Annotated in this window: 22 protein-coding genes; 9 read left to right on the forward strand and 13 right to left on the reverse strand. The window is 61.9% G+C overall.

What is annotated here, in order from left to right; genetic code table 11:
• Window positions 1–29 precede the first annotated feature (29 nt).
• Window positions 30–599 (reverse strand): GNAT family N-acetyltransferase, encoded by a 570-nt coding sequence (locus BLU71_RS18155; RefSeq protein WP_083353618.1) that lies wholly within the window; start codon window positions 597–599, stop codon window positions 30–32.
• A gap of 82 nt (window positions 600–681) precedes the next feature.
• Between BLU71_RS18155 and BLU71_RS18160 the strand changes: the two genes are divergently transcribed.
• Complete coding sequence (locus BLU71_RS18160) at window positions 682–1602, forward strand: histone deacetylase (RefSeq protein WP_083353619.1); 921 nt, start codon at window positions 682–684, stop codon at window positions 1600–1602.
• A 185-nt stretch (window positions 1603–1787) separates the two neighbouring features.
• Window positions 1788–3029 carry a TIGR03862 family flavoprotein gene (locus tag BLU71_RS18165; RefSeq protein ID WP_083353620.1) on the forward strand — a complete coding sequence of 414 codons (1242 nt, stop codon included), beginning with the start codon at window positions 1788–1790 and terminating at the stop codon, window positions 3027–3029.
• 117 nt (window positions 3030–3146) lie between these two features.
• Here BLU71_RS18165 and BLU71_RS18170 read toward each other — a convergent pair whose 3' ends face one another.
• The 5 genes from BLU71_RS18170 to BLU71_RS18190 all read right to left on the reverse strand — a co-directional run bounded on the left by BLU71_RS18170 (window position 3147) and on the right by BLU71_RS18190 (window position 7806).
• Window positions 3147–4484, reverse strand: a complete 1338-nt coding sequence (locus BLU71_RS18170; protein WP_042610547.1) for a DEAD/DEAH box helicase — start codon at window positions 4482–4484, stop codon at window positions 3147–3149.
• 52 nt (window positions 4485–4536) lie between these two features.
• A complete protein-coding gene (gene yedA, locus BLU71_RS18175) occupies window positions 4537–5472 on the reverse strand; it encodes a drug/metabolite exporter YedA (RefSeq protein ID WP_083353621.1) in 936 nt (311 codons plus the stop codon).
• Between the two features lie 243 nt (window positions 5473–5715).
• On the reverse strand, window positions 5716–6321 hold the full coding sequence (locus BLU71_RS18180; protein WP_042610549.1) for a PolC-type DNA polymerase III: 606 nt from the start codon (window positions 6319–6321) through the stop codon (window positions 5716–5718).
• Between the two features lie 35 nt (window positions 6322–6356).
• Entirely contained in the window at window positions 6357–6836 is a 480-nt protein-coding gene (locus BLU71_RS18185; RefSeq protein ID WP_016773064.1) for an NYN domain-containing protein, read from the reverse strand.
• Between the two features lie 208 nt (window positions 6837–7044).
• On the reverse strand, window positions 7045–7806 hold the full coding sequence (locus BLU71_RS18190; RefSeq protein WP_065615630.1) for a DUF2076 domain-containing protein: 762 nt from the start codon (window positions 7804–7806) through the stop codon (window positions 7045–7047).
• A gap of 177 nt (window positions 7807–7983) precedes the next feature.
• Between BLU71_RS18190 and BLU71_RS18195 the strand changes: the two genes are divergently transcribed.
• From BLU71_RS18195 to BLU71_RS18205, 3 genes are all read left to right on the forward strand, one after another.
• Window positions 7984–8658: a YciC family protein gene (locus tag BLU71_RS18195; protein WP_016773061.1), complete on the forward strand. Its 675-nt coding sequence runs from the start codon at window positions 7984–7986 to the stop codon at window positions 8656–8658.
• 75 nt (window positions 8659–8733) lie between these two features.
• Complete coding sequence (locus tag BLU71_RS18200) at window positions 8734–9813, forward strand: endonuclease/exonuclease/phosphatase family protein (protein WP_083353622.1); 1080 nt, start codon at window positions 8734–8736, stop codon at window positions 9811–9813.
• Window positions 9814–9865: 52 nt separating this feature from the next.
• Window positions 9866–10786, forward strand: coding sequence for a hypothetical protein (locus tag BLU71_RS18205; RefSeq protein WP_083353623.1), 921 nt, complete (start codon window positions 9866–9868; stop codon window positions 10784–10786).
• A 12-nt stretch (window positions 10787–10798) separates the two neighbouring features.
• Here the strand turns inward: BLU71_RS18205 and BLU71_RS18210 are convergent, their stop codons facing one another.
• The 3 genes from BLU71_RS18210 to hrpB form a co-directional block, all read right to left on the reverse strand.
• Window positions 10799–11224: a hypothetical protein gene (locus BLU71_RS18210; RefSeq protein WP_064364073.1), complete on the reverse strand. Its 426-nt coding sequence runs from the start codon at window positions 11222–11224 to the stop codon at window positions 10799–10801.
• 13 nt (window positions 11225–11237) lie between these two features.
• The gene (locus BLU71_RS18215) at window positions 11238–11810 is read right to left on the reverse strand and encodes a hypothetical protein (RefSeq protein WP_042610554.1); all 573 of its coding nucleotides are present in this window, start codon (window positions 11808–11810) and stop codon (window positions 11238–11240) included.
• A 129-nt stretch (window positions 11811–11939) separates the two neighbouring features.
• A complete protein-coding gene (gene hrpB, locus BLU71_RS18220; protein ID WP_083353624.1) occupies window positions 11940–14459 on the reverse strand; it encodes an ATP-dependent helicase HrpB in 2520 nt (839 codons plus the stop codon).
• A 110-nt stretch (window positions 14460–14569) separates the two neighbouring features.
• Here hrpB and BLU71_RS18225 point away from each other — a divergent pair, with 110 nt between their 5' ends.
• On the forward strand, window positions 14570–14989 hold the full coding sequence (locus BLU71_RS18225; protein ID WP_042610556.1) for a hypothetical protein: 420 nt from the start codon (window positions 14570–14572) through the stop codon (window positions 14987–14989).
• A 13-nt stretch (window positions 14990–15002) separates the two neighbouring features.
• Window positions 15003–15899 carry a cation diffusion facilitator family transporter gene (locus BLU71_RS18230; RefSeq protein ID WP_083353625.1) on the forward strand — a complete coding sequence of 299 codons (897 nt, stop codon included), beginning with the start codon at window positions 15003–15005 and terminating at the stop codon, window positions 15897–15899.
• Here BLU71_RS18230 and BLU71_RS18235 read toward each other — a convergent pair.
• The gene (locus tag BLU71_RS18235) at window positions 15893–16837 is read right to left on the reverse strand and encodes a DUF6515 family protein (RefSeq protein WP_083353626.1); all 945 of its coding nucleotides are present in this window, start codon (window positions 16835–16837) and stop codon (window positions 15893–15895) included. The two genes, BLU71_RS18230 and BLU71_RS18235, sit on opposite strands and share 7 nt — an antisense overlap.
• Window positions 16838–17287: 450 nt before the next feature.
• On the opposite strand from BLU71_RS18235, the gene BLU71_RS18240 reads away from it, so the two are divergent.
• The gene (locus tag BLU71_RS18240; RefSeq protein ID WP_007909658.1) at window positions 17288–17767 is read left to right on the forward strand and encodes an Lrp/AsnC family transcriptional regulator; all 480 of its coding nucleotides are present in this window, start codon (window positions 17288–17290) and stop codon (window positions 17765–17767) included.
• Between the two features lie 278 nt (window positions 17768–18045).
• Window positions 18046–18255: a DUF2788 domain-containing protein gene (locus BLU71_RS18245; RefSeq protein ID WP_042610560.1), complete on the forward strand. Its 210-nt coding sequence runs from the start codon at window positions 18046–18048 to the stop codon at window positions 18253–18255.
• Here the strand turns inward: BLU71_RS18245 and BLU71_RS18250 are convergent.
• From BLU71_RS18250 to BLU71_RS18260, 3 genes are all read right to left on the reverse strand, one after another.
• Complete coding sequence (locus BLU71_RS18250) at window positions 18250–18885, reverse strand: pseudouridine synthase (RefSeq protein WP_083353627.1); 636 nt, start codon at window positions 18883–18885, stop codon at window positions 18250–18252. The two genes, BLU71_RS18245 and BLU71_RS18250, sit on opposite strands and share 6 nt — an antisense overlap.
• A 72-nt stretch (window positions 18886–18957) precedes the next feature.
• Window positions 18958–20457: an AMP nucleosidase gene (gene amn, locus BLU71_RS18255; RefSeq protein WP_161806087.1), complete on the reverse strand. Its 1500-nt coding sequence runs from the start codon at window positions 20455–20457 to the stop codon at window positions 18958–18960.
• A gap of 178 nt (window positions 20458–20635) precedes the next feature.
• A complete protein-coding gene (locus BLU71_RS18260) occupies window positions 20636–22285 on the reverse strand; it encodes an acyl-CoA dehydrogenase family protein (RefSeq protein WP_083353628.1) in 1650 nt (549 codons plus the stop codon).
• Window positions 22286–22367: the final 82 nt, after the last annotated feature.

Below are 22367 nucleotides of genomic sequence, written 5' to 3' on the forward strand. Positions count from 1 at the left end.
TGGCGGCCATTGTAAACGTCCGGGTCGGCTTATTCATGCAAGGTTTGCAGCCATTGTTCGCGGCTGATGCGATACAGGACATGTCGGCGCAACGGGTGATCGGGCGCAAGCTTGGGGTGATCGAAATCGTCCTGCGGGTCGTGATGCATGCCGATCACCTGCATGACCTTTTCCGACTGGGCATTCTGCTCAGCGGTGAACGAGACGATTTCCTCCAGTTTCAAGCGGTCGAAGCCGGCGCGCAGCGCGGTCCACGCCGCTTCACTGGCGTAGCCCAGGCCCCAATGCTCCTTGGCCAGACGCCAGCCGATCTCCACCGCCGGGGTGAACGGCGCATCGAAGCCGACCACGCCGAGCCCGGTGAAACCGATGAACTCGCCCGTGTCCTTGCGCTCCAGCGCCCACAGGCCAAAGCCATGCTCGGCGAAATGCCCGCGCACGCGGCCGATCAGCGCGGCACTTTCCAGCCGGGTCAGTGGCGCCGGAAAGTAGCGCATTACCTGTGGATCGGCGCACATCGCGGCGAATGCCGGCAAATCCTCGTCCTGCCACTGACGCATCAACAAGCGCGCGCTTTGCAGCTCCAGTATCGGCTCCATCGTCCCCTCCATTTCCATGCCGTTGAGTCTACATCGCTGGTAGGATCGCTCACTTGTTCCCAGGTTCTGCGCGAAACAAGCCATGCCCTTGCCGTTGATCTATCACGAAGACTACAGCCCCGAGTTCCCGGCGGATCACCGCTTCCCCATGGACAAGTTTCGTCTGTTGCGCGATCACCTGGTCGATAGCGGCCTGACCCGCGACGCCGACCTGCTGCGCCCGCAGATCTGCCCCAACGACATCCTCGCCCTCGCCCATGACCGCAGCTATATCGAACGCTACATGAGCGGCGAGTTGTCCCGCGAAGACCAACGGCGCCTCGGCCTGCCGTGGAACGAAGCGCTGGCGCGGCGCACCGTGCGTGCGGTGGGCGGTTCGATCCTCGCGGCAGAGAAAGCCCTTGAGCATGGCCTGGCCTGTCATCTGGCCGGCGGCACCCATCATGCCCATTACGATTACCCGGCTGGCTTCTGCATCTTCAATGACCTGGCAATCATCAGTCAGTACCTGTTGCAGAGCGGCCGGGTCAATCGCGTGCTGATCTTCGACTGCGATGTGCATCAGGGCGACGGCACCGCGCGGATTCTGCACGACACGCCGGAGGCGGTTACCGTTTCCCTGCACTGCGAGAAGAATTTTCCCGCACGCAAGGCCGACAGCGACTGGGACATTCCGCTGCCCAAGGGCATGGGCGATGCCGATTATCTGCAGGTGGTCGATGACACACTCAACTACCTGCTGCCGCTGTATCAACCGGATCTGGTGCTCTACGACGCCGGCGTCGATGTGCACAAGGACGATGCCCTCGGTTATCTGCAACTGACCGACGAAGGCGTTGCCGAGCGCGATGAACGAGTGATGCGGCATTGCCTGGGCCGGGACATCCCGGTGGTCGGTGTGATCGGCGGTGGCTACAGCAAGGACCGCGACGCCCTCGCCCGCCGCCACGGCATCCTCCATCACAGCGCGCAACGGGTCTGGGATTCACACGGCTGTCACTGAAACAGGCTGCGTGACCCACAATCGTTGTGGAACTGCCTGTGGATAACCCGTAGCAGCTGCCGAAGGCTGCGATCTTTTGACCTTGCTGCAAAATCCACAGCAAAGATCGCGGCCTGCGGCAGCTCCTACAGAGGGCTCGGCTGTTAGAATGCGCGCCTTGTCCCGCCATACCGCAGCGCACGCCCATGACCCAGAATTCCGTCCCCGCCAACACCCACGTCGCCATCATCGGCGGTGGCCCCGCCGGCCTGATGGCCGCTGAAGTGCTGAGCCAGGCCGGAGCCCGTGTCGATCTATATGACGGCATGCCTTCGGTGGGGCGCAAATTCCTGCTGGCCGGGGTCGGCGGCATGAACATCACCCACTCCGAAGCCTACCCGGCGTTCCTCGCGCGCTACGCCGAACGCGCGCCGCAAATCGCCCCGCTGCTGCGCGCATTCGATGCCGACGCGCTGTGCCGGTGGATTCACGAATTGGGTATCGAAACCTTCATTGGCAGTTCCGGCCGCGTATTCCCCACCGACATGAAAGCCGCGCCGCTGTTGCGCGCCTGGCTCAAACGCCTGCGCGACAGCGGCGTGGTTATCCACACCCGCCATCGCTGGCTCGGCTGGGACGCCAACGGCGCGCTGCGCATCGCCAGCCCGGAAGGTGAAGTCAGCGTAAACCCCGACGCCACCCTGCTCGCCCTCGGCGGCGGCAGCTGGTCGCGCCTGGGTTCGGATGGCGCGTGGATGTTGCCGCTGGAGCAACGGGGCGTGGATCTGGCGCCGCTGCAGCCGAGCAACTGTGGCTTCGAGGTCCAGGCCTGGAGCGATCTGATGGTGAGCAAATTCGCAGGCGCGCCGCTGAAAAATATCGCCATCGGTTTGAACGACAATATCCCGCGTCTAGGCGAATGCGTGATCACCGCGACCGGGATTGAAGGCAGCCTGATCTATGCGCTGTCGGCGCCGATTCGCGAGGCAATCAATCGCTACGGCGCGGCGGTTATTCACATCGACCTGCTGCCCGGCCGCCCTGTGGATAAATTGCAGGCGGCGCTGAGCAAACCCCGCGGCTCGCGCTCAATGGCCAAGCATCTGCACAGTCAGGTTGGGGTTGATGGGGTAAAAGCCGCGTTGTTGCGCGAGCTGACCGATGCCGAGACATTCGCCGATCCGGCGCTGTTGGCGCGAGCGATCAAGGCGTTGCCACTCACCCTGGTGAAAACCCGGCCGCTGGACGAGGCGATCAGCAGCGCCGGTGGGGTGCGGTTCGAGGCGATGGATGAGCGCTTGATGCTCAAGGCGTTACCGGGCGTTTTTTGTGCGGGCGAGATGCTTGACTGGGAAGCGCCAACCGGTGGCTATTTGCTGACCGGGTGTTTTGCCAGCGGACGGGCGGCGGGTTTAGGGATGTTGGAATGGTTACGGCGCGGAAACTGAGTCGCCCCTCCCCCTCACCCCAGCCCTCTCCCCGGAGCCGATCGAGGTGAAGCATCCCCAATCAGTCCCCTCTCCCTTTGGGAGAGGGTTAGGGTGAGGGGCTTTTGATTTTTGATCTCAAGGCTTGCGCTTGCGCGGCCCGGTATTGAACACCGGCACCTTGCGCACTGGCTTGATCGATGGCTCCGGGGCCGAGGTCTCACCGCTGTCGACCCACTTGCCCAGATTGCGCTTGCCGCCACCGCCCGACACTTTCGGCTTCTTCGGTTTTTTCGGCTTCTTGATCACCTGACCGCTGGCATCGGTATCCGGCACGCGGTGCTCGGGTTCGAAATCCGGTTCGTTCTGGCGCTTCAGAGTCTGGCGCGTGAGCATTTCGATCGCCGAGAGCATGTTCACTTCATCGGCACACACCAGCGAGATCGCCTCACCGGTGGCACCCGCGCGGCCAGTGCGGCCGATGCGGTGAATGTAGTCCTCGGCGACGATCGGCAGATCGAAGTTGACCACCAGCGGCAGATCTTCGATGTCCAGACCACGGGCGGCCACGTCTGTCGCCACCAGAATCTGCACTTCACTGAGTTTGAAACGGTCCAGTGCGCGCTGGCGGGTAGCCTGCGGTTTGTCGCCATGGATGCCGTCAGCGTTCACGCCCAAACCTTGAAGTTTTTCCACCAGCGCATCGACGCCGTTACGGGTCTTGGCGAACACCAGCACCTGCTTCCACTTGTTCTTGCGCATCAGGTGCACGAACAGCTCGGCCTTGCGCTTCTTGTCCACTGTCACGATCCACTGCTTGACCGTGTTGGCGGCGACATTGCGCGGACTGACTTCGACGCTAAGCGGATCGTTGAGCATCTGTCCGGCGAGCAGGCGGATGTCATCGGAGAAGGTTGCGGAAAACAGCAGGGTCTGGCGCTTTTTCGGCAGCATGCGGTAGATATTCGCCAGTTCTTCGGAGAAGCCCAGATCGAGCATGCGATCGGCTTCATCCAGCACCAGCGTTTGCAACTGATCCAGTTTCAGCGCGTTCTGACGGAACAGGTCGATCAAGCGACCGGGCGTGGCCACCAGCACATCGACGCCGCCGCGCAGCTTCATCATCTGTGGGTTGATGCTGACACCGCCGTACACCGCATAAGTGCGCAGCGGCAGGTTTTCCGCGTACTGGCGCACGGCTTCGTGGACCTGTTCGGCGAGCTCGCGGGTCGGCACCAGAATCAGCGCACGCGCCGAGTTGGCGTTGACTTTCGGCCCTTGCATGGCCAGCAACTGCAGCAGCGGCAAGGCGAAACCGGCGGTTTTGCCGGTGCCGGTCTGGGCCGCTGCCATCAGGTCGCGACCGGCCAGCACCGCCGGAATGGCTTGCGCCTGCACCGGCGTCGGGGTCTGGTAGCCGAGCGTCTCGAGGGAGCGCAGCAAGGGTTCGATCAGGCCAAGGGAGGCGAAAGTCATGGGAGTACCGTAGGAAAAAATCACGCGGGGATGCAATGCCGCGCAGTTTACCCTAATTCGTACGCGCTTCCGTCGGAACGGCTTTCGCCTCTTCCACCGGTGGCTGCGCCGGCCGGCGCCACTGCGGCAGGCTGATCAGCAGTACGGCGCTGATGATCACCAGCATCGCCAACGCCTCTTCGATGCCGATGGTCTCGCCGACAAACACCACGCCGAGCAACACCGCCACTGCCGGGTTGACGTAGGCATAACTGGTCGCTGCCGCTGGGCGTACGTGTTTGAGCAGATACATGTAGGAATTGAAGGCGATGATCGAGCCGAAGAAAATCAGATAGGCCAGCGCCAGCCAACCCTCGAGCGGCGGCATCGCTTGCAGGTGCTCGCCGCTCAGCGCGCTGCCGATCAGCAAGACCACGCCGCCAATCAGCATTTCCACAGCACTGGCCATCGCCCCTGCGGGCAGCGGCAGATGCTTGCTCCACACCGAACCGAACGCCCAGCTCGCTGCCGCGAAGATCAGCAAAACAGCGCCGAGCGGACTCGATTGCAGGTTGGAACCCATGTTGAGCATGGCGATGCCAATGATCCCCAGCGCCACACCGGCCCATTCCAGCCGCGTATTACGCGCGCCCCAGAAATAGCCGAACAGCAAGGTGAACAGTGGCACCGTCGCCACCGCCAACGCGGCAACGCCCGAGGCCACACCGCTGTGCTCGGCGACGCTGACCGCGCCGTTACCGAAACTGAGCAGCAGAATGCCGACCAGCCCCGCCGCTTTCCACTGCGCCCAGCTCGGCGCTGGAGCCCCGCGCCAGCGCAGCCAGGCGTACATCAAGCTGCCGGCAATGACGAAACGCACCCCGGCCAGCAACAGCGGCGGCCAGTATTCGACACCGATGCGGATCACCAGATAGGTCGATCCCCAAATCACATACAACGCAAAAAACGCAGCGATCAACGGCAGGGAAAAACGGCGCAAGGCAGGCATGGGCAGCTCGACAGTCAGATTTCTGTGGACTGGTTATTCTAGAAAGGCCGCCGCGCGAAAATAAGTTACAAAACCTGTTTATCGCGCCGGTACACTTTTGAATGAAGGCAGCTGAGACCAATAAGGTCCTTGTGGGAGCGAGCCTGCTCGCGATGGCGGTGTGTCTGTCAATATCTCCATCGACTGATGCTCCGTCATCGCGAGCAGGCTCACTCCTACAAGGGTTCTGTGTTGGGCCAGGGATCAGCGATAACGCTGCAAATGCTCGCCGACTTTTGCGGCAGGGACTTTCTGCAACTTGCACAGCAGGTCGTGATTCAACTCGCGCACCCCATGCTTGCCCCGCAACTCATCCGCCAGATGCGCCATCAGGTTCGCCGCCATCTCCGCATCGGCCATGGCCCGGTGAGCCTGGCCGGTGTGCGGCAGGCGCGCGAACGTGGTGAGCGTGCCGAGCTTGTGATTCGGCGCCGCCGGCATCAGCCGCCGCGCCAGCAGCAGTGAACAGGCGAAATTCTGCAGGCGTGTGCGTTTGATCCGGCCCAGTTCGAAATCCCAGAACTTCTGGTCGAACGATGCGTTGTGCGCCAGCAGCGGCGTGCAACCGACGAATTCGTTGACCTCTTCCATCACCCGTTCGGCGGGCGGCGCGGTGCGCAGCATGGCGTTGCTGATGCCGGTCAGTTGCTCGATGAACGCGGGGACGCGCACGCCGGCGTTCATCAGGCTCTGGTAACGCTCGACAATGCGGCCGTTTTCCAGCATGACCACGGCAATTTCCGTAGCGCGGCAGCTGCTGTTCGGCGACAGACCGGTGGTTTCAAAGTCGATGACTGCAATGCGTTCCAAACCGGGGTGTACTCCGTTCAAATCAATGGTTCAGCTCAGTTCTTCAACAGCAGCGCGCCTTCGATCGGCACGTAGCGGCTGGCGGCGCGGATCAGCGAGTTGGCGGTCAGGCCAGGTACGCCGTAGGCCACCGCTTGCACGCCGTGTTTGTTGATGATGCGTTCGAGCAGCATGTCGAAATCGCCGTCACCGGAGGCCAGCACCACTTCGTCGACATGGTCGGCGGCGTCCATGATGTCCAGCGTGATACCTACGTCCCAGTCGCCCTTGGCCGAGCCGTCGCTGCGCTGGATGTAGGGCTTGAGCTTCACGGTGAAGCCGAGGTTGCGCAGGATCTGCTGGAACTGCTGCTGCTTGCTGTCGCCTCGGTCGATCGCGTAGGCGTAGGCCTCGACGATTTGCCCGTTCTTGCTGATGTCCGCCCACAGTGCGGCGTAGTTGAAGTGACAACCATAGGCCTGACGCACGGTGTAGTAGAGGTTCTGCACATCGGCGAACACTGCGATTTTTTTCACCGGAGTTCCTGTGAGCGCGCAAGCGCACGAAGCGGGGTCAGGCGTTCAGGCCCGAAAAAGGCGCCCAGTATGCCAGTAAATAGCAGTGTGGCGAGGGAGCTTGCTCGCGCTGGATTGCGCAGCAGGCCCCTCTTTTCAAAGGAAAGGGCCGCTAGGCGCCCCGGCGGGAGCACGCTCCCTCGCCACCCGGGTCGATGCTGACCGTTGGTCAGACGAAGGAGTCGTCGTCATCGAAGAACGATGAATTGTCATCGCTGTAATCGGCGTCGCTGAAACCGTTCTGGTCATTGCCGGTAAAGCCATTGTCCGCCACGCGCTGATCATCGCCCCAGCCACTGTTGCTTTGGTCGGCGACCTGCGCCGGTTCTTCCTTGATGATCTCGACGATTTCTTCCGGTTGCTGGTTGTGGTGGAACAGGCTGCTGATGCCCTGCGCCAGCATTACACCGCCGGCCACGCCCGCGGCGGTTTTCAGCGCGCCGCCGAGGAAGCTGTTGGCCGCCGGCGGGGCTGCCTGCTGCCCATAGCTGGGCGGCGCGTTGGCGAAATTCTGTTGTGGAGCCGGCGCCTGGTAGCCCTGCTGCGGCGGCGGTTCGCGCCAGCCGCCGGTGGACGACGGTGCTGCGCTCTGGCTCGGCGCCGGACGCGAACTGCCGCCGCCAAAGATACTCGACAGAAACCCACCGCCGCCGCTCGCTGCCGGTGCGCCGCTCTGCGCCTTGGCCGATTGCAGCTCGGCCTGCAGACGCTGGACCTGCTGGGTCAGCTGTTTGTTCTGCTCGTCGAGGCTTTTCAGCGCGGCCTCTTGCACCAGAATCGCCTGGGTCATGAAATAGCCTGCCGCCGGTTGGCGTGTCAGGTGTTCCTTGATCCGCGCCTCGGCCTGGGCGTCGCGCGGGGCTGCCTCCGTTTCGGCCTGCTGCAGCCGGGAAAACAGTCCATCGATCAGGGTTTGCTCTTCGCTGTTCATGGCGACCTCGTAGATTGCCGGTAATAACGTGCCCACGCCCACTCCGGGTGTGGTGCTCTCCTGTAATGGAGACAGTGACAAAACGTTTCAATGGCCTTTACCGAATGTTTACGTTTGTGTCGGCCCGCGTTGCATCGGTTAAAGTGAGCCACTGTTTTCGACCTGCGATACCGACTGATGAATGCCCTCGAAGTACTGCGCGACTCTTTGTATTTTTTCAAACGCCATCTGGGCAGCATCGTGCAGTTGTGCCTGCCGCTGGTGATTGTCGAAGCCTTCCTGCAGCAGGCGGTCGATCACGCCACCGGGCCGGACACCTTTGCCGGGGTCAGCATCATCGTCGGCCTCCTGGTATATCCGCTGTACACCGCCGCGCTGATTCTGTTTCTCGATGCACGCAGCCGTGGCGAGTCGCCGCGCAACCGCGACCTGCTGGCGATGGCTGCAACCCTGTGGCCGCGCTTCGCCGTGCTGACCGCGCTCAATACCCTGCTGATTCTGCTCGGCCTGTCGCTGTACTTCCTGCCGGGCCTGATGCTGATGGTCATGCTCGCGTTCGCCGAATACCTGCTTGTGCTGCGTGGCCTCGGGCCGTTGCAGGCGATGAAGGAAAGTCTGCGTCTGACCCGCGGGCATTTCTGGCGCATCCTGCTGTGCATTCTCTGTGTGATGACGCCGCTGTGGCTGCTCAAGGGCGCGACGCTGGCGGTCTACCCCGAGCCACAGAATCCGCTGATCGCCGGGCTGATCGACAGCGCCCACAGCTTCCTGCAACTGTTCACCAGCGTCGTGCTGTTCCGCCTGTTCATGCTGATCAGCGAATTGCCTGACAAACGTAACGGAGCAGTCTGACCGCGCCGTGCTTGGGCTTCGCCGCTGCCGTCAGGTATGCTCGGAGCCACTTTCTGTAACGCTATAAGCCGAGCCATGACCCGTCTGCTGCGCTACACCCTGTTGCTCGTCATCCTCGCCGTCGTCCTGTTCGGCGTGCTGCTGTTCAGCCTGACCTGGCGCCCGGACGCCCGCGAAACCCTGCCGGTCAATTGCAGCACCACGGCGCCGACGCTGGTGCCCGGGCAAGCGTTGAAAGTGATGACCTGGAACGTGCAGTTCCTCGCCGGCAAGCGCTACGTGTTCTGGAATGATCTGGCGCAGGGCGACGACGACGCGCCGACGCTGGAAGACATGGCCTTCAGTCTCGACGAAGTGGCGCGGGTGATCCGCGACGAACAACCCGATGTGGTGCTGTTGCAGGAACTCGACGACGGCGCCAAGGCCAGCGATTACCAGAATCAGCTCAAGCTGTTGCAGGAACGCGTCGCCGACCTGTATCCGTTCAGTGCCAGCGCCTTCGACTGGAAAGCCGATTTCGTCCCCGAGCCCCATATCTACGGCAGCGTCGGCCGCCAGTTGGCGACGTTGAGTCGCTATCGCATCGAACACGCCGAGCGCCTGCAACTGCCGGTCGCCCCGAGCAACTTCATCAGCCGTCAGTTCCAGCCCAAAGACGCCTTGCTGGCAGTCAAACTGCCGCTCAGCGATGGCGGACAACTGACCGTGTTCAACACCCATTTGCAGCGCGCCAGCCAGCCGGACGGCAACTTGCAGGCGCAGGTGGCCGCCGTGGCCAAAGTGCTCGACAAATACGAAAGCCAAGGCCTGCCCTGGCTGATCGGTGGTGATTTCAATCTGTTGCCGCTGGGCCAGTACCGGCGCCTGCCCGTCGAGCGCCGCACGCCCTACTCCGCCGACAGCGAACTGCACTTGCTGTGGGACAAGTACCCGATGATCCCGACCAACAACGAAGCCGGCGGCATCGACCGGGCCAGATGGCTCACCCATTACCCCAACGACCCCGGCCTCAACGGCCCGGATCGCACGGTCGATTATCTGTTCTACAGCCCCAGACTCAAGCGCGTGGAAGCGCAAGTACGGCAGGACGATACCCTGCGCATCTCCGACCACTTACCCGTGATTGCGCGGTTCCTGCTGCCAGCGGCACCCTAGCTCAATCGGTAATCCACGGCCCGACCGCGCCGAATTCAAGACATGGAAAAGCATGAAGATTTTATTGGTATGCAAGGACATCGGTGGCTACGCACGCAAACTCGCGGAGCACTTGAGTATCGCCGACCAGGTTTGCTTCATCGACACTGCTGCGCTGGCGAAACCCTTCGACCGCGCACCGAAGATCTTGCGGCGCCCGCTCAATCGCTGGGCGCAGTTGCGCCAGTTCAGCAAGGCCGTGGCGGCTGGGGGGCGCTTCGACGTTGCCCTGATCATCAACCCGGCGCAAATCGAGCCGAAGCAACTGACGACAGCGCTGAGCGCAAGCGAACGCAGGATTGCCTACCTCTACGACAGCTTCAGTCGCTGGCCCATGAGCCGTGAGGCGCTGGCCGTGTACGACGAGGTGTTTTCGTTCGACCCGGAGAATGCCGAGCAATACGGTCTGAAAAAACTGCACAATTTTATTTACGACGACTATGTCGCCGATGGCGATCCCGGCGAATATTCAGCTTTTGTGGTGATGGCGGGGAAAGATCGAGTGCCCGCGCTGGAAGGTCTGGCCAGAGCATTCGATCAATTGGGTGTGACCGATTACAAATTTCTGGTGCAGTGCAAACCGATTCCCGGTGCGCATCCGGGAATCACCTTTTTCGAGCAGCGGATGTCACTCGAATCGGTTGGCGAACTGGTGAAGCGTTCGCGCATCATTCTCGACATTTCCAAGCCCGGCCAGGCCGGTTTGAGCTTCCGCTTTTTCGAAGCCATGGCCGCGCGCAAGAAAGTCATTACCACCAACAGGCATGTGCTGGATTACGACTTCTACAACCCGGCGAACATACTGGTGATCGACGAAGCCGACCCGGTCATTCCGGCTTCGTTCGTCTCTGCCCCATACGCCGATATCCCCGCGCCGATCTATCGCAAATACACTTTGCAGGGCTGGACCGAGACTGTGTTCGCATCGAGATAGCCTGCGGTCGGCTCAGAACCCCGGCGGAACGTAGCCCGGAACATAGCGAACATTGGCGCACTTGCCGTGCAGTATTCGCCCGTCTTCGATCAGGAACTGGGCGATCTTCTTCTGCTGATTGATCTTCGCCTGCAACTTGCAGGTAGAACTATGACCGACCTGTTGGTAGTGCTCGGTGTACACCATGCCGTTGCCGGTATGGTTCATTGAAGTACCGGCCGCTTCGGTGGTGGTCCAGCTCGCGGACTTGTACCAGGTCAGCACAGCCAAAGGTTCGCCGTTCGCGCCGATTTCCTTTTTCATCGAATCGGGAGTGCCGAACAGGTCCAGTGCTTCCTGAAGATCGCGGCCTTCCCAGCGGTTCTGCGCAATGGTGGAACAGCCGCTCAACAGCAACCCCGCCAACAGGGTTGCCAACCATAAACGTGTGTAAGTCATTTGGCGCCCCGGCTTATTTCTTGAGTTCGAGCAGACTGTCGATGTTGTCCATCATCTGGCTCTTTTGCTGAATCGGCGCGAGCTTGAAGAACATCTGCTGCAGCATTTCGATCATCTGCAGGTATTCCATCTTGCCCACGGCGGCCATGTCGTTTTTCGCGCGACTGCCCGGCGCGCAGGCAAACTTCAGCGCCTGCTGGACCCAGAACTCTTTCGGGGTCTGCCATTGGTTGGCAACTTTCAGATGACGCATGGTGTAAGCGAGACGCTCGATGGACTGGCCATTGATAAACCGAACCTTGCCGGTAGAGCACTGGGCTTCGAGGTTGTAGACGTCGATCATCGGTTTGCCGGGCTCTTCATAAACCAGGGTCACCGCGACCATGGTCGCGCCTTTGGTTTTCTGCGAAGGCACCACCGACGTCGCGTCCGCTACGTACATGATGTTTTTTTGGGGCACGCCGTTGCCGTAGATAATCCACCAGTCGCCAATCGGATTGGGCTCCTCGGCCATGGCCGAACTGGAGGCGGCCAATAGCGCAGCCGACAAGAAGATCAACTTCTTGAACTTGAAGAAAGAGGTCATGGGCAGTTCCGTTCCTTGGGCACAAGTTGCAGGCAGCAACACTTGTTATTGTTCAGGCCGCGATTTTGGGAGCCTGAACTAACGAGGGCAATTAGCACGGATGGGCTAATGGCGCGCTGCCATTGCAGGTCAGGTGCCCCGTGGTTTTGCCCGTGCGGTGGCTTCGGCGACCAAGGGATCATCCGGCCAATAATGCTTCGGATAACGCCCCTTCAAATCTTTCTTTACCTCGGCATAGGTGCTGCGCCAGAAGTTGGCCAGATCCTGAGTGACCTGCACCGGGCGCCGCGCTGGCGAGAGCAGATGCAGCTTGACCACTTGCCGGCCGCCGGCAATCCGTGGCGTATCAGCCAAGCCGAACAGCTCTTGCAGACGTACCGCGAGAATCGGTGGCTGTTCGCTGTAATCCAGTCGAATCGATGAGCCCGACGGCACGCTCAAATGATGCGGTGCCAGTTCGTCGAGCTTCTGTGGCAGCGGCCACGGCAGCAGGTTGCGCACGATGCTCGACAGATCGAGGTTGGCGAAATGGCTGAGCCGCGAGACCTTGCCCAGATACGGCATCAACCAGTCTTCCAGCGAATCGAGCAGCGCCGCATCGCTGACATCCGGCCACTGGCTGTCGTCCTGAGTGCTCAGATCGAGCTGGCGCAACAGCGCCACCCGCGCCTGCCACTGGCGCAGTTCCGGCGTCCACGGCAGCAACTCCAACCCCTTGCGCCGGACCAGATTGACCAGGGCCTGACTGCGTGCGTTTTCATCAAGACCGGTCAACGGTTCACGGCTGAGAATCAGCTCGCCGACCTTGCGCTGACGCTCGGCGCGCAGCACGCCTTCGCGCTCATCCCAATCCAGTTGATCGACACTGCGCACTTGTTCGGCGAGCACCGAATCGAACAGTGCCGAATCGAAATCCGCCGCCAGATAAATGCGTTCTTCGCGCTGGCCCTGACGGCTTCCGAGGTCGGCGATGACGATCCACTCATGCTTCATCAGGCTGTCGGCCTCGGCGAACAGCGCAGCGCGACCGTTGGCCAAACGGTATTCGGCACCACCGGCGCGCCGTTGCTGAGCGACGCGATCCGGGTAGGCCAGCGCCAGCAGTGCGCCGAGCCAGCGCGGATGCTCGGGCTCGTTTACCGGTTCGCTCGGCTTGCCACGCAGGTAGCCGCGATACTGCCGGGCCAGTTGCCGGGCGCGTTGCACCCCGCCCTGCGCACCTCGACCGGCGCGCTCTTCGCCGGAAAGCAGGACCAATCGGCTGTGCAAATCCGCACCTGCGCCGCGCAGGATATCGCGCTCGCCGAGCAGTGCCGTCACATCGCAGGCCATCGCCGCCAGGCCCAGCGCCTGACCGCGCAACAACAAGTGCGCGATGCGTGGATGCGCCGGCAGTTCAGCCATGGCCTGGCCGTGGGCCGTCAGCGTGTCGCCGTGCAAGGCGCCAAGACGTTGCAGCAGATCCTGCGCCTGGGCATACGCGGCGGCAGGCGGCACGTCGAGCCAGACCAGTTCGCTCGGCGTGACGCCCCAGCGCCCCAGTTGCAAAGCGAGGCTGGCCAGATCCGCCGAGAGAATTTCCGCGCTGCCATAAGCCGCGAGTTGTTCATGCTGATCCTGCGACCACAGGCGATAACACACGCCCGGCTCCAAACGCCCGGCGCGGCCGGCACGCTGGGTGGCGCTGGCCTTGGAGATTCGTTGCGTGTCGAGACGGGTCATGCCGCTGCCCGGGTCGAAACGCGGCACGCGCGCCAGCCCGGCATCGATGACCACGCGCACGCCGTTGATGGTCAGGCTGGTCTCGGCGATGTTGGTCGCCAGCACCACTTTGCGCTGACCGGACGGCGCCGGATCGATCGCCGCGCGTTGCGCATTGAGGTCGAGTTCGCCGTGCAGCGGGCACAGCAAGACGTCTACGCGCTCGCCAATGGCGTCGGCCAATTGCTGATGCACGCGACGGATCTCTGCTTGCCCGGGCAGGAACACCAACAGGCTGCCGGTCTCGTCGTGCAGCGCCTCAAGCACGGTTTGCGTGACGCGCTGATCGATGTATTCACCCGGCTGAAACGGCCGGCCCCAGCGCATCGTCACCGGGAACATGCGCCCTTCGCTGCGCAGAATCGGCGCGTCATCGAGCAAGCCGGAAAGGCGCTCGCCTTCGAGGGTGGCCGACATCAGCAGAATCTTCAGCGGCTGTTCAGCGCGAAACAGCTCGCGACCGTTCAGACTGAGGGCCAGCGCCAGATCGGCGTCGAGACTGCGTTCATGAAATTCGTCGAAGATCAGCAGGCCCACGCCTTCCAGCGCCGGGTCGTCCTGCAAGCGCCGGGTGAGGATGCCTTCGGTGACTACCTCGATACGCGTCTTCGGGCCGACCTTGCTGTCGAGGCGGATGCGATAACCGACGGTTTCACCGACCTGCTCGCCGAGCTCGCTGGCCAAACGCTCCGCCGCCGCCCGCGCAGCCAGACGCCGAGGCTCAAGCATGACGATGGTCTGCCCGGCCAGCCAGGCTTCATTGAGCAAGGCCAAGGGCACGCGGGTGGTTTTACCGGCGCCGGGCGGTGCTTCGAGCACGGCTTCGTGGCGAGACGCGAGGGCTTCACGCAGGGCGGGTAAAACATCGTCGATCGGCAAAGAAATCATGCTGGCTCCCAAACAGAGGCGCGAGTATAACGGCGAACTGCAACGCGTTCGTCAGGGTCTTAACTTCACAAGACGAAGCTTCGTTATTTGATGACTCAGGAGACATTTCCATGCGCTTACCCTCTCGCCTGATTGGCGGTGTTCTGGTTGCCACCCTGCTCACGCAACTGTCGGCGTGCGGTTCGATCTTCTACCCGGACCGCCGTGGCCAGATCGATGGCAAGATCGACCCGGCGATTGCCGTGCTCGATGCCGTCGGCCTGCTGTTCTACATCATTCCCGGGCTGATCGCGTTTGCCGTCGACTTCGCCACCGGGGCGATCTATTTCGAACCGGGCCACACCGCGCAGATCGATCCGGCCAAGCTCAAGCAAGCCATCGGCCCGGACGGGCAGGTCGACAATCACAAGTTGCAGGCGATTCTTGAGAGCGAACTGGGTAAAGACTTTCCTCTCGACGACCCGCGTCTGATTCAGCACAAGGGCAGCACTCAGCAACTGGCGATGTTCGGCCTGCAACCGGCCGCCTGAAAAAGGACGTTCAATGACCTCCAGCCCCGAACACGCCCGTCTACTGCGGCTGGCGACCCGCGCTTCGGTGGCGGTCGCCTGCACGTTGATCGTGGCCAAGGCCATTGCCTGGTGGCTCAGCGGATCGGTGAGCATGCTTGCCGGCCTCACCGACTCGGCGCTGGATGGCGTCACCTCGATGCTCAATCTGCTGGCGGTGCATTACGCGCTGCGCCCGGCGGATGACGATCACCGTTATGGGCACGGCAAAGCCGAGTCGCTGGCCGGGATGGCGCAGGCGTTGTTCATCGGTGGCAGTGCGGTGTTGATCGCGTTCCAGGCTTACCAGCGCTTGCAGACGCCGGAGCCGCTTGGCGCGCCGTGGCTGAGCATCGGTGTGATCGTGTTTTCGCTGCTGCTGACGGCGGCGCTGCTGATGTTGCAGCATCGGGTGATCAAGCAGACCGGCTCCAACGCCGTACGCGCCGACTCGCTGCATTACCGTTCGGACATGCTGCTCAACGGCAGCATCCTGATCGCGCTGGTGCTGGCCGGAATGGGTTTCGCGCAACTGGATGCGTGGTTCGGCCTGGGGATCGCAGCGTATATTTTCTGGAGCGCGATTCAGATTGCCCGCGAGAGTTTTTCGGTGTTGATGGACGAAGAACTGCCGACCGATGTCAGCCAGCACATGCTCGAACTGGCCTGCAGCGTGCCGGGCGTGCTCGGCGCACATGACCTGCGCACGCGGATTTCCGGCAATCACTGGTTCGTACAATTGCATCTGGAACTGCCGGGCGAACTGACCCTGTCAGTCGCCCATGGCATCAGCGATCAAGCGGCAGCGGCGATTCACAGGGCTTATCCGAAGGCCGAAGTGCTGGTGCACGCCGACCCACAGGAAGTGGTGCTCGCCGCCCGCACTCAATAATTGACTTGGTAACCGCGACTGCTCAGGCAGTTGCCCTGCGCCTGGCGATAGGCCTGAACCACCTCGGGCGCGGGTTGATAAGTCGCGGTGCGCGGGTCGAAACCGCTTTGCTGCACGGCGTACTGATAGCACTGATAACCGTCCTGCTGCACTTGCTGCGGCGACTGGCCGTTGGCCGGGTAGGCTTCGACGTCATAGCCTTGGGATTGCGGTTGCGGTTGCGGCTGTTGCTGCAGCGGCGGCTCGACCACCACGTAATCCTGCGTCGCCTCCTGATAGGCGTAATACGAGCCGGCGGCGAGGAACAGCAGCGAACCACCGATCCACACCTCACGGGCGTAATCCGGCAAATACTGGATGCGGATCCCGCGCGGTGGCTGCACGACGATGTAGCGCGGGCCTTGCGGGCGGTACCAGTAGCCGCCGGAATAGAAGTAATCCTGACCGCGATACGGCACGCGGTAATCGCGATCCGGGAAGCGGTCGATTACATGACCCGGTCGATACTGCGGGCCGGGGCCCCAGCCATTGCCGTGACCGTTCGGACGACCCGGCCAGCGGTTGTCATCGGGACGCGGCCGCGTCTGCCATTGCTGATTGTGATAACCGTTCTGCGGGCGTTCGTCGCGGTAGTAACCCTGACGCGGCTCCTGCGTCTGGCGCACGGCGTCGGGCCGCGGCTGGATCGGCAAGTTGTTGCCCGGTTGCCGAGGCGGTTGCGGACGATCATCGACACGGTTGCGATTCTGCCATTGCCCGTCATTGTTGGGCGGCTGGCCGTTGTGTTCGAACTGACGGCTGTTGTCGCCACGGATGATCCCGTCGTTCTGCGGCCCGTTGCCCGGCCCGCGATTCTGCGGCTCATCGGCCAGCGCTTGCGCACTGACCCCCACACACAGCAAACCAACACCGGCCAGACGCCAGATGCGCGAATTCATGCTTTTCCTCACTGTGGGAGCCAGTCGTTGGGAGGGCCTGTTGCTGAGACTCGAAACTGGCCTACCGGGTTCTGCAACAGGTTATCAGTCGCGGGACTTATTTATTGAGGCGCGCACATGAAATCGCAGGCAAGAAAAAAGGGAGACCCGTCGGCCTCCCTTCTAGAGAACTTCGTCCTGGCTCGACGCTTTTGACGTCGGCTCACCTCACGCCGTCTTCTGGACAGTGTGCAGCTCGGGGGCCGGCACATCCCCGGTGGGGGTGGCGGCCGCGGCGGGCCTGATTGGGCGGGCCGCGTGGACTGTGTTACCGAGCAGTGATTCTGGTGATAAGAATAGGCCTGAGGCCGCGACAGATGATTGCGAAAATTGCTCAATTAAACACTGCTTGCGCAATTTTTAACCCTGGATAGATAATCCGCCGCAATAGTTACGACCAAGGACAGATTGATGAGCAAACTCGACCGGTACGACCTGAGTATTTTGGCGGAATTGCAGCGTGACGCCCGTATCTCCAACCAGGAACTGGCCGAGCGCATCGGTCTGTCGCCCTCGCCCTGCTCGCGCCGGGTCAAGCAACTGGAGGACGACGGCTATATCTCCCGTCAGGTGGCGTTGCTCGATCGCAAGATGCTCGGCTTGAGCCTGACGGCGTATGTGCTGATCGGCATGGACCGGCATACGCCGGAACGCTTCGAGAATTTCGAAGCGGCGATTCGCACGTTGCCGCAGGTGCTGGAGTGCAGTCTGGTGACCGGGGTGGATGCCGATTACCAGTTGAAAGTGGTGGTGCCGGATATGGATCACTATCAGAAGTTGCTGCTGGGGCATCTGACCCGGATTGAAGGGGTGACCAGCGTGCGCTCGAGCTTTGTGTTGAATCAGGTGCTCAACAGCACTGAATTGCCGTTGACTCATTTGCGTAGCTGATCAAAAGCCCTCACCCCAGCCCTCTCCCGGAGGGAGAGGGAGCCGACCGAGAGATGCTCTAGAAGTACGCCGACCTGAAAGTTCTGTTGTGAATCCATAATCGACTCGATATTTCAGGTCGATGTAAGACGCCAGACACCTCGGTCAGTCCCCTCTCCCTCCGGGAGCGGGTTAGGGTGAGGGTCAGTCGTCAGATCAGACCCAGATCAATGCCACCCCACACACCTTGACGTATACTCGCCGCGCCTTTTTAGCCGCGCCCATGCCGGAGAAACCCAATGGATCCAGCCGTATTTGAAGAGTGGATGATGACCGGTCTGGTCAGCATCCTGATCATTTTCATGGGTTTCATCGTCTGGGATCTGGCAAAGAAGTCCAAGGCCGGGCGGTTTGGCTCGTTGATTCTGTTTTTCGTGCTGGGGCTGGGCGTGGCCGCGTTCATCATCAAAAGCGTAGTGATCGGCCTGATCGAATCCGGCGCTTTATAAGCGCGCCGGCACTTGCTGCCACTGGCCCTGATCCAGCCCTTCAATCGTCCAGTCACCAATCCTGACCCGCACCAGGCGCAACGTCGGCAACCCGACCGCCGCGGTCATGCGCCGCACCTGACGGTTGCGTCCTTCGCGAATCACCAGTTCCAGCCAGCTCGTCGGCACGCTTTTACGAAAGCGCACCGGCGGATTGCGCGGCCACAACTCAGGCTCGTCCAGCTGCCGCGCTTCGGCCGGCAAAGTCATGCCGTCATTCAGCTCAACGCCATCACGCAGGCGCTGTAACTGCTCGACCGTCGGTTCGCCCTCCACCTGCACCCAATAGGTCTTCGCCAGTTTGTGTTTCGGATCGGCGATGCGCGCCTGCAACTGACCGTCGTTGGTCAGCAGCAATAAACCTTCGCTGTCGCGATCCAGACGTCCGGCCGGATAAATCCCCGGCACATCGATGTAATCCTTGAGCGTCGCCCGGCCTTCACCGTCGCTGAACTGCGTCAGCACGTCGAAAGGTTTGTTGAACAGGATCAGTTTCGGCTCGGCCGGCGGCGCTTTTGCGACACGGCGTGGCGAGGACGATTGCGGTTTCACACCGGGACGGCGCGAAGGTGGACGTGGAGGACGGGACATGGCGAACAGGACATCTAACGATCAGGGCTGTTAATGCTAGTGCCCTGACCGCCAAATGACCACGAATAACCGTTAGCGGAACGGCGGTTCGTCGAAGCTGCGCAGTTTGCGCGAGTGCAGCGAGTTGAGTTCAGTGCGCAGCAGATCCACCGCTTCGATACCGATCTTCAAATGCTGGCTGACCGCACGCTCATAGAAGGCGTTGGCCGAGCCCGGCAATTTGATTTCGCTGTGCAGCGGTTTGTCCGAGACGCAGAGCAGCGTGCCGTACGGCACTCGCAGGCGATAACCTTGCGCTGCGATCGTGCCGCTTTCCATGTCCACTGCGACCGCGCGGGACAGGTTGATCAACGGCCGCTCCTGCGCCCAGCGCAGTTCCCAGTTACGGTCGTCATAGGTCAGAACCGTGCCGGTGCGCAGGCGTTTCTTCAGGTCGTCGCCCTTCTCGCCGGTGACGTTCGCGGCTGCCTGTTGCAGGGCAAGCTGCACTTCGGCCAGGGCCGGGATCGGAATGTTCGGCGGCACCACGCGGTCGAGAATGCCGTCGCGACGCATGTAGGCGTGGGCCAGCACGTAGTCGCCGATGGTCTGCGACTGACGCAGGCCGCCGCAGTGGCCGATCATCAGCCAGCAATGCGGACGCAGCACGGCGAGGTGGTCGGTAATGTTCTTGGCGTTGGACGGGCCGACGCCGATGTTCACCAGCGTGACGCCATGGCCGTCGTTGGCGATCAGGTGATAGGCCGGCATCTGGTAACGGTGCCAGACCACACCGGCGGCGATGGCTGACGCTTCGCCGTGATCCATGCTCTTCTCGATGATCACGTTGCCCGGCAGGACCATGCGCACGAACCGCGGGTCATTGCGCAGTTGCTCCAGGCCATGAACGATGAACTGGTCGACGTAGCGGTGATAGTTGGTCAGCAGAATCCACGGCTGCACATGACGCCAGTCACTGCCGGTGTAATGCACCAGACGGCGCAGCGAGAAGTCGACCCGCGCGGCATCGAACAGCGCCAGCGGCAGCGGATCGGTGTTTTCCCAGTCGTAGAGACCGTCGGCAATGCCATCAGTGGCAGCGGACAGATCGGTACTCGGGAACACCCGCGCCAGCACGGCGGCGGTGACGCCGGAACCGGCCAGTTCATCGCCCTGCTCGACCACATACGGATACGGAATGTTCTGCTGGCTGACGCCGACTTCGACGGTCACGGTGAAGTCGTGCATCAACGGTGTCAGTTGTTCGAGCAGGTATTTGCGAAACGCCGCCGGGTGGGTGACGGTGACGCTGTAAGTGCCCGGCAACTGCACTTTGGCGTAAGCGCGGGTGGTCTGCGGCACTTCGCCCTGGCAGTGATAGGTCAGACGCAGTTCGGGATAGCGAAACAGGGCACGCTGTTCGGCGTCGGGTTCGACGCGGTCCTTGAGGTAACGCTTGAGGGCAGAATTCAGCGCAGTGGTGGCCCGCTCATGCAGCTCGGCCAGACGATCCACGGCTTGTTCGGCGGTTTGAACGACAATAAACGCTTCGGTCACGATCAGCTTCCTGTGTTCTGACTTGCAGAGCTTCATCTTGCCTGCATCGTGGTCGCACGGGAACAGTGGCATGTTGGCAACCGCACATTATGTCGGTCACATACGATCCCTGTAGGAGTGAGCCTGCTCGCGATAGCGGTCTACCGGTCGACATTTGCATCGACTGATGCACCGCTATCGCGAGCAGGCTCACTCCTACAAGGGTTTCGTGGGGTCAGAAAAGCTGTGGAGTCGAGCGGGCGACGACGGCTTCGACGTCCAGCCCACGGGGCAATGCGCCGTAGACGCGGCCTCCACCGCTCAGGCGACTGGCAATGAAGGCATCGCTGACGGTTGAATTCCCCGCCTCCAACAGTAGCTTGGCCTGCAACCCAAGCGCGATGTCTTCGGTCAACTGTCGCGCCCGGTACTGAATATCACTGGTGTCCTTGAACTGCGCCTGCAACTGCTGGATATGCGCAGCCAGACGCTTGTCGCCATGGCCGTCGCCCAGTTCGCTGAACAGCACATCCAGCACGCCCGGCTCTTTCGACAATGCGCGCAGCACGTCAAGACACTGCACGTTCCCCGAACCTTCCCACGTCGAATTCACCGGCGCTTCGCGGTACAGGCGCGGCAGGATGCTGTCTTCGACGTAGCCGGCGCCGCCCATGCATTCGGCGGCTTCGTTGATCATCCCCGGCGCGCGTTTGCAGATCCAGTATTTGCCCACCGCCGTCACCAGCCGCGCGAACTGCGCTTCGTGGCGATCATTCAGGTTATCCAGCGCCCTGCCCATGCGCAGACTCAGGGCCAGCGCGGCTTCGCTTTCCAGCGCCAGATCCGCCAGCACGTTTTGCATCAGCGGCTGCTCGCTGAGCAATTTGCCGCCGACCTTGCGATGAGCGCAGTGATGGCTGGCCTGGGTCAGCGCCTGGCGCATCAGCGAACTGGAACCGACCATGCAATCGAAACGGGTCATCGCCACCATCTCGATAATGGTCGGCACGCCGCGCCCTTCTTCGCCGACCATCCACGCCAGTGCGCCACGAAATTCCACTTCGCTGGAGGCGTTGGACTGGTTGCCGAGTTTGTTTTTCAGACGCTGGATGTAGAACTGATTGCGCGTGTCGTCCGGGCGATGGCGCGGCAGCAGGAAGCAGCTCAAGCCCTTGTCGGTCTGCGCCAGCGTGAGGAAGGCGTCGCACATCGGCGCCGAACAGAACCACTTGTGCCCGACCAGTTCGTACGCCTGCCCCGGGCCGCTGGCGCCGACCGGATAAGCCTTGGTGGTATTGGCACGAACGTCGGTGCCGCCCTGCTTCTCGGTCATCGCCATGCCGATGGTCACGCCGGCCTTGTGCGCCATGCCGACATTGCGCGGATCATATTCGGTGGCGAGGACTTTGGGCAGCCACTGTTTAGCCAGGTCCGGCTGCAAGCGCAGGGCCGGCACGCTGGCGAAGGTCATGGTCAACGGGCACCCACTGCCCGCTTCAGCCTGGCTGTGCAGATAAGTCATCGACGCGCGGGCGACATGGGCGCCGTCCTGCGGGTGCGCCCACGGCAGCGAGGTCAGGCCATGTTCGATCGCGGTGCGCATGAGTTCGTGATAAGCCGGATGAAACTCGACCAGATCAATGCGATGACCGTAGCGATCATGGCTGGCAAATACCGGTTTGTTCTGGTTGGCGAGAAACCCCGCCTCCATCAAAGGCCCACCCGCCAGTGCGCCATAGGCATCGATCCGCGACTCGGCCCAACCGGCGCCAAAACGCCGCGACCACTCCTGCAGCGGCAGATCGATGCGGTACAGGTTGGTGCCGTCCAGCGACGGTGGCTGGTTGGTGACTTCATGGGTTTCGGCGAACTGATGCAGGTTCATGACGGCGCTCCTTGTTCAGCATTGGCACCAGTTAAGCACTGGTGCTTTTTTGAACAAAGTGTCATACGCGCCGTTTTTGCGG

Source organism: Pseudomonas moraviensis (assembly GCF_900105805.1).
Lineage (GTDB): Bacteria > Pseudomonadota > Gammaproteobacteria > Pseudomonadales > Pseudomonadaceae > Aquipseudomonas > Aquipseudomonas moraviensis_A.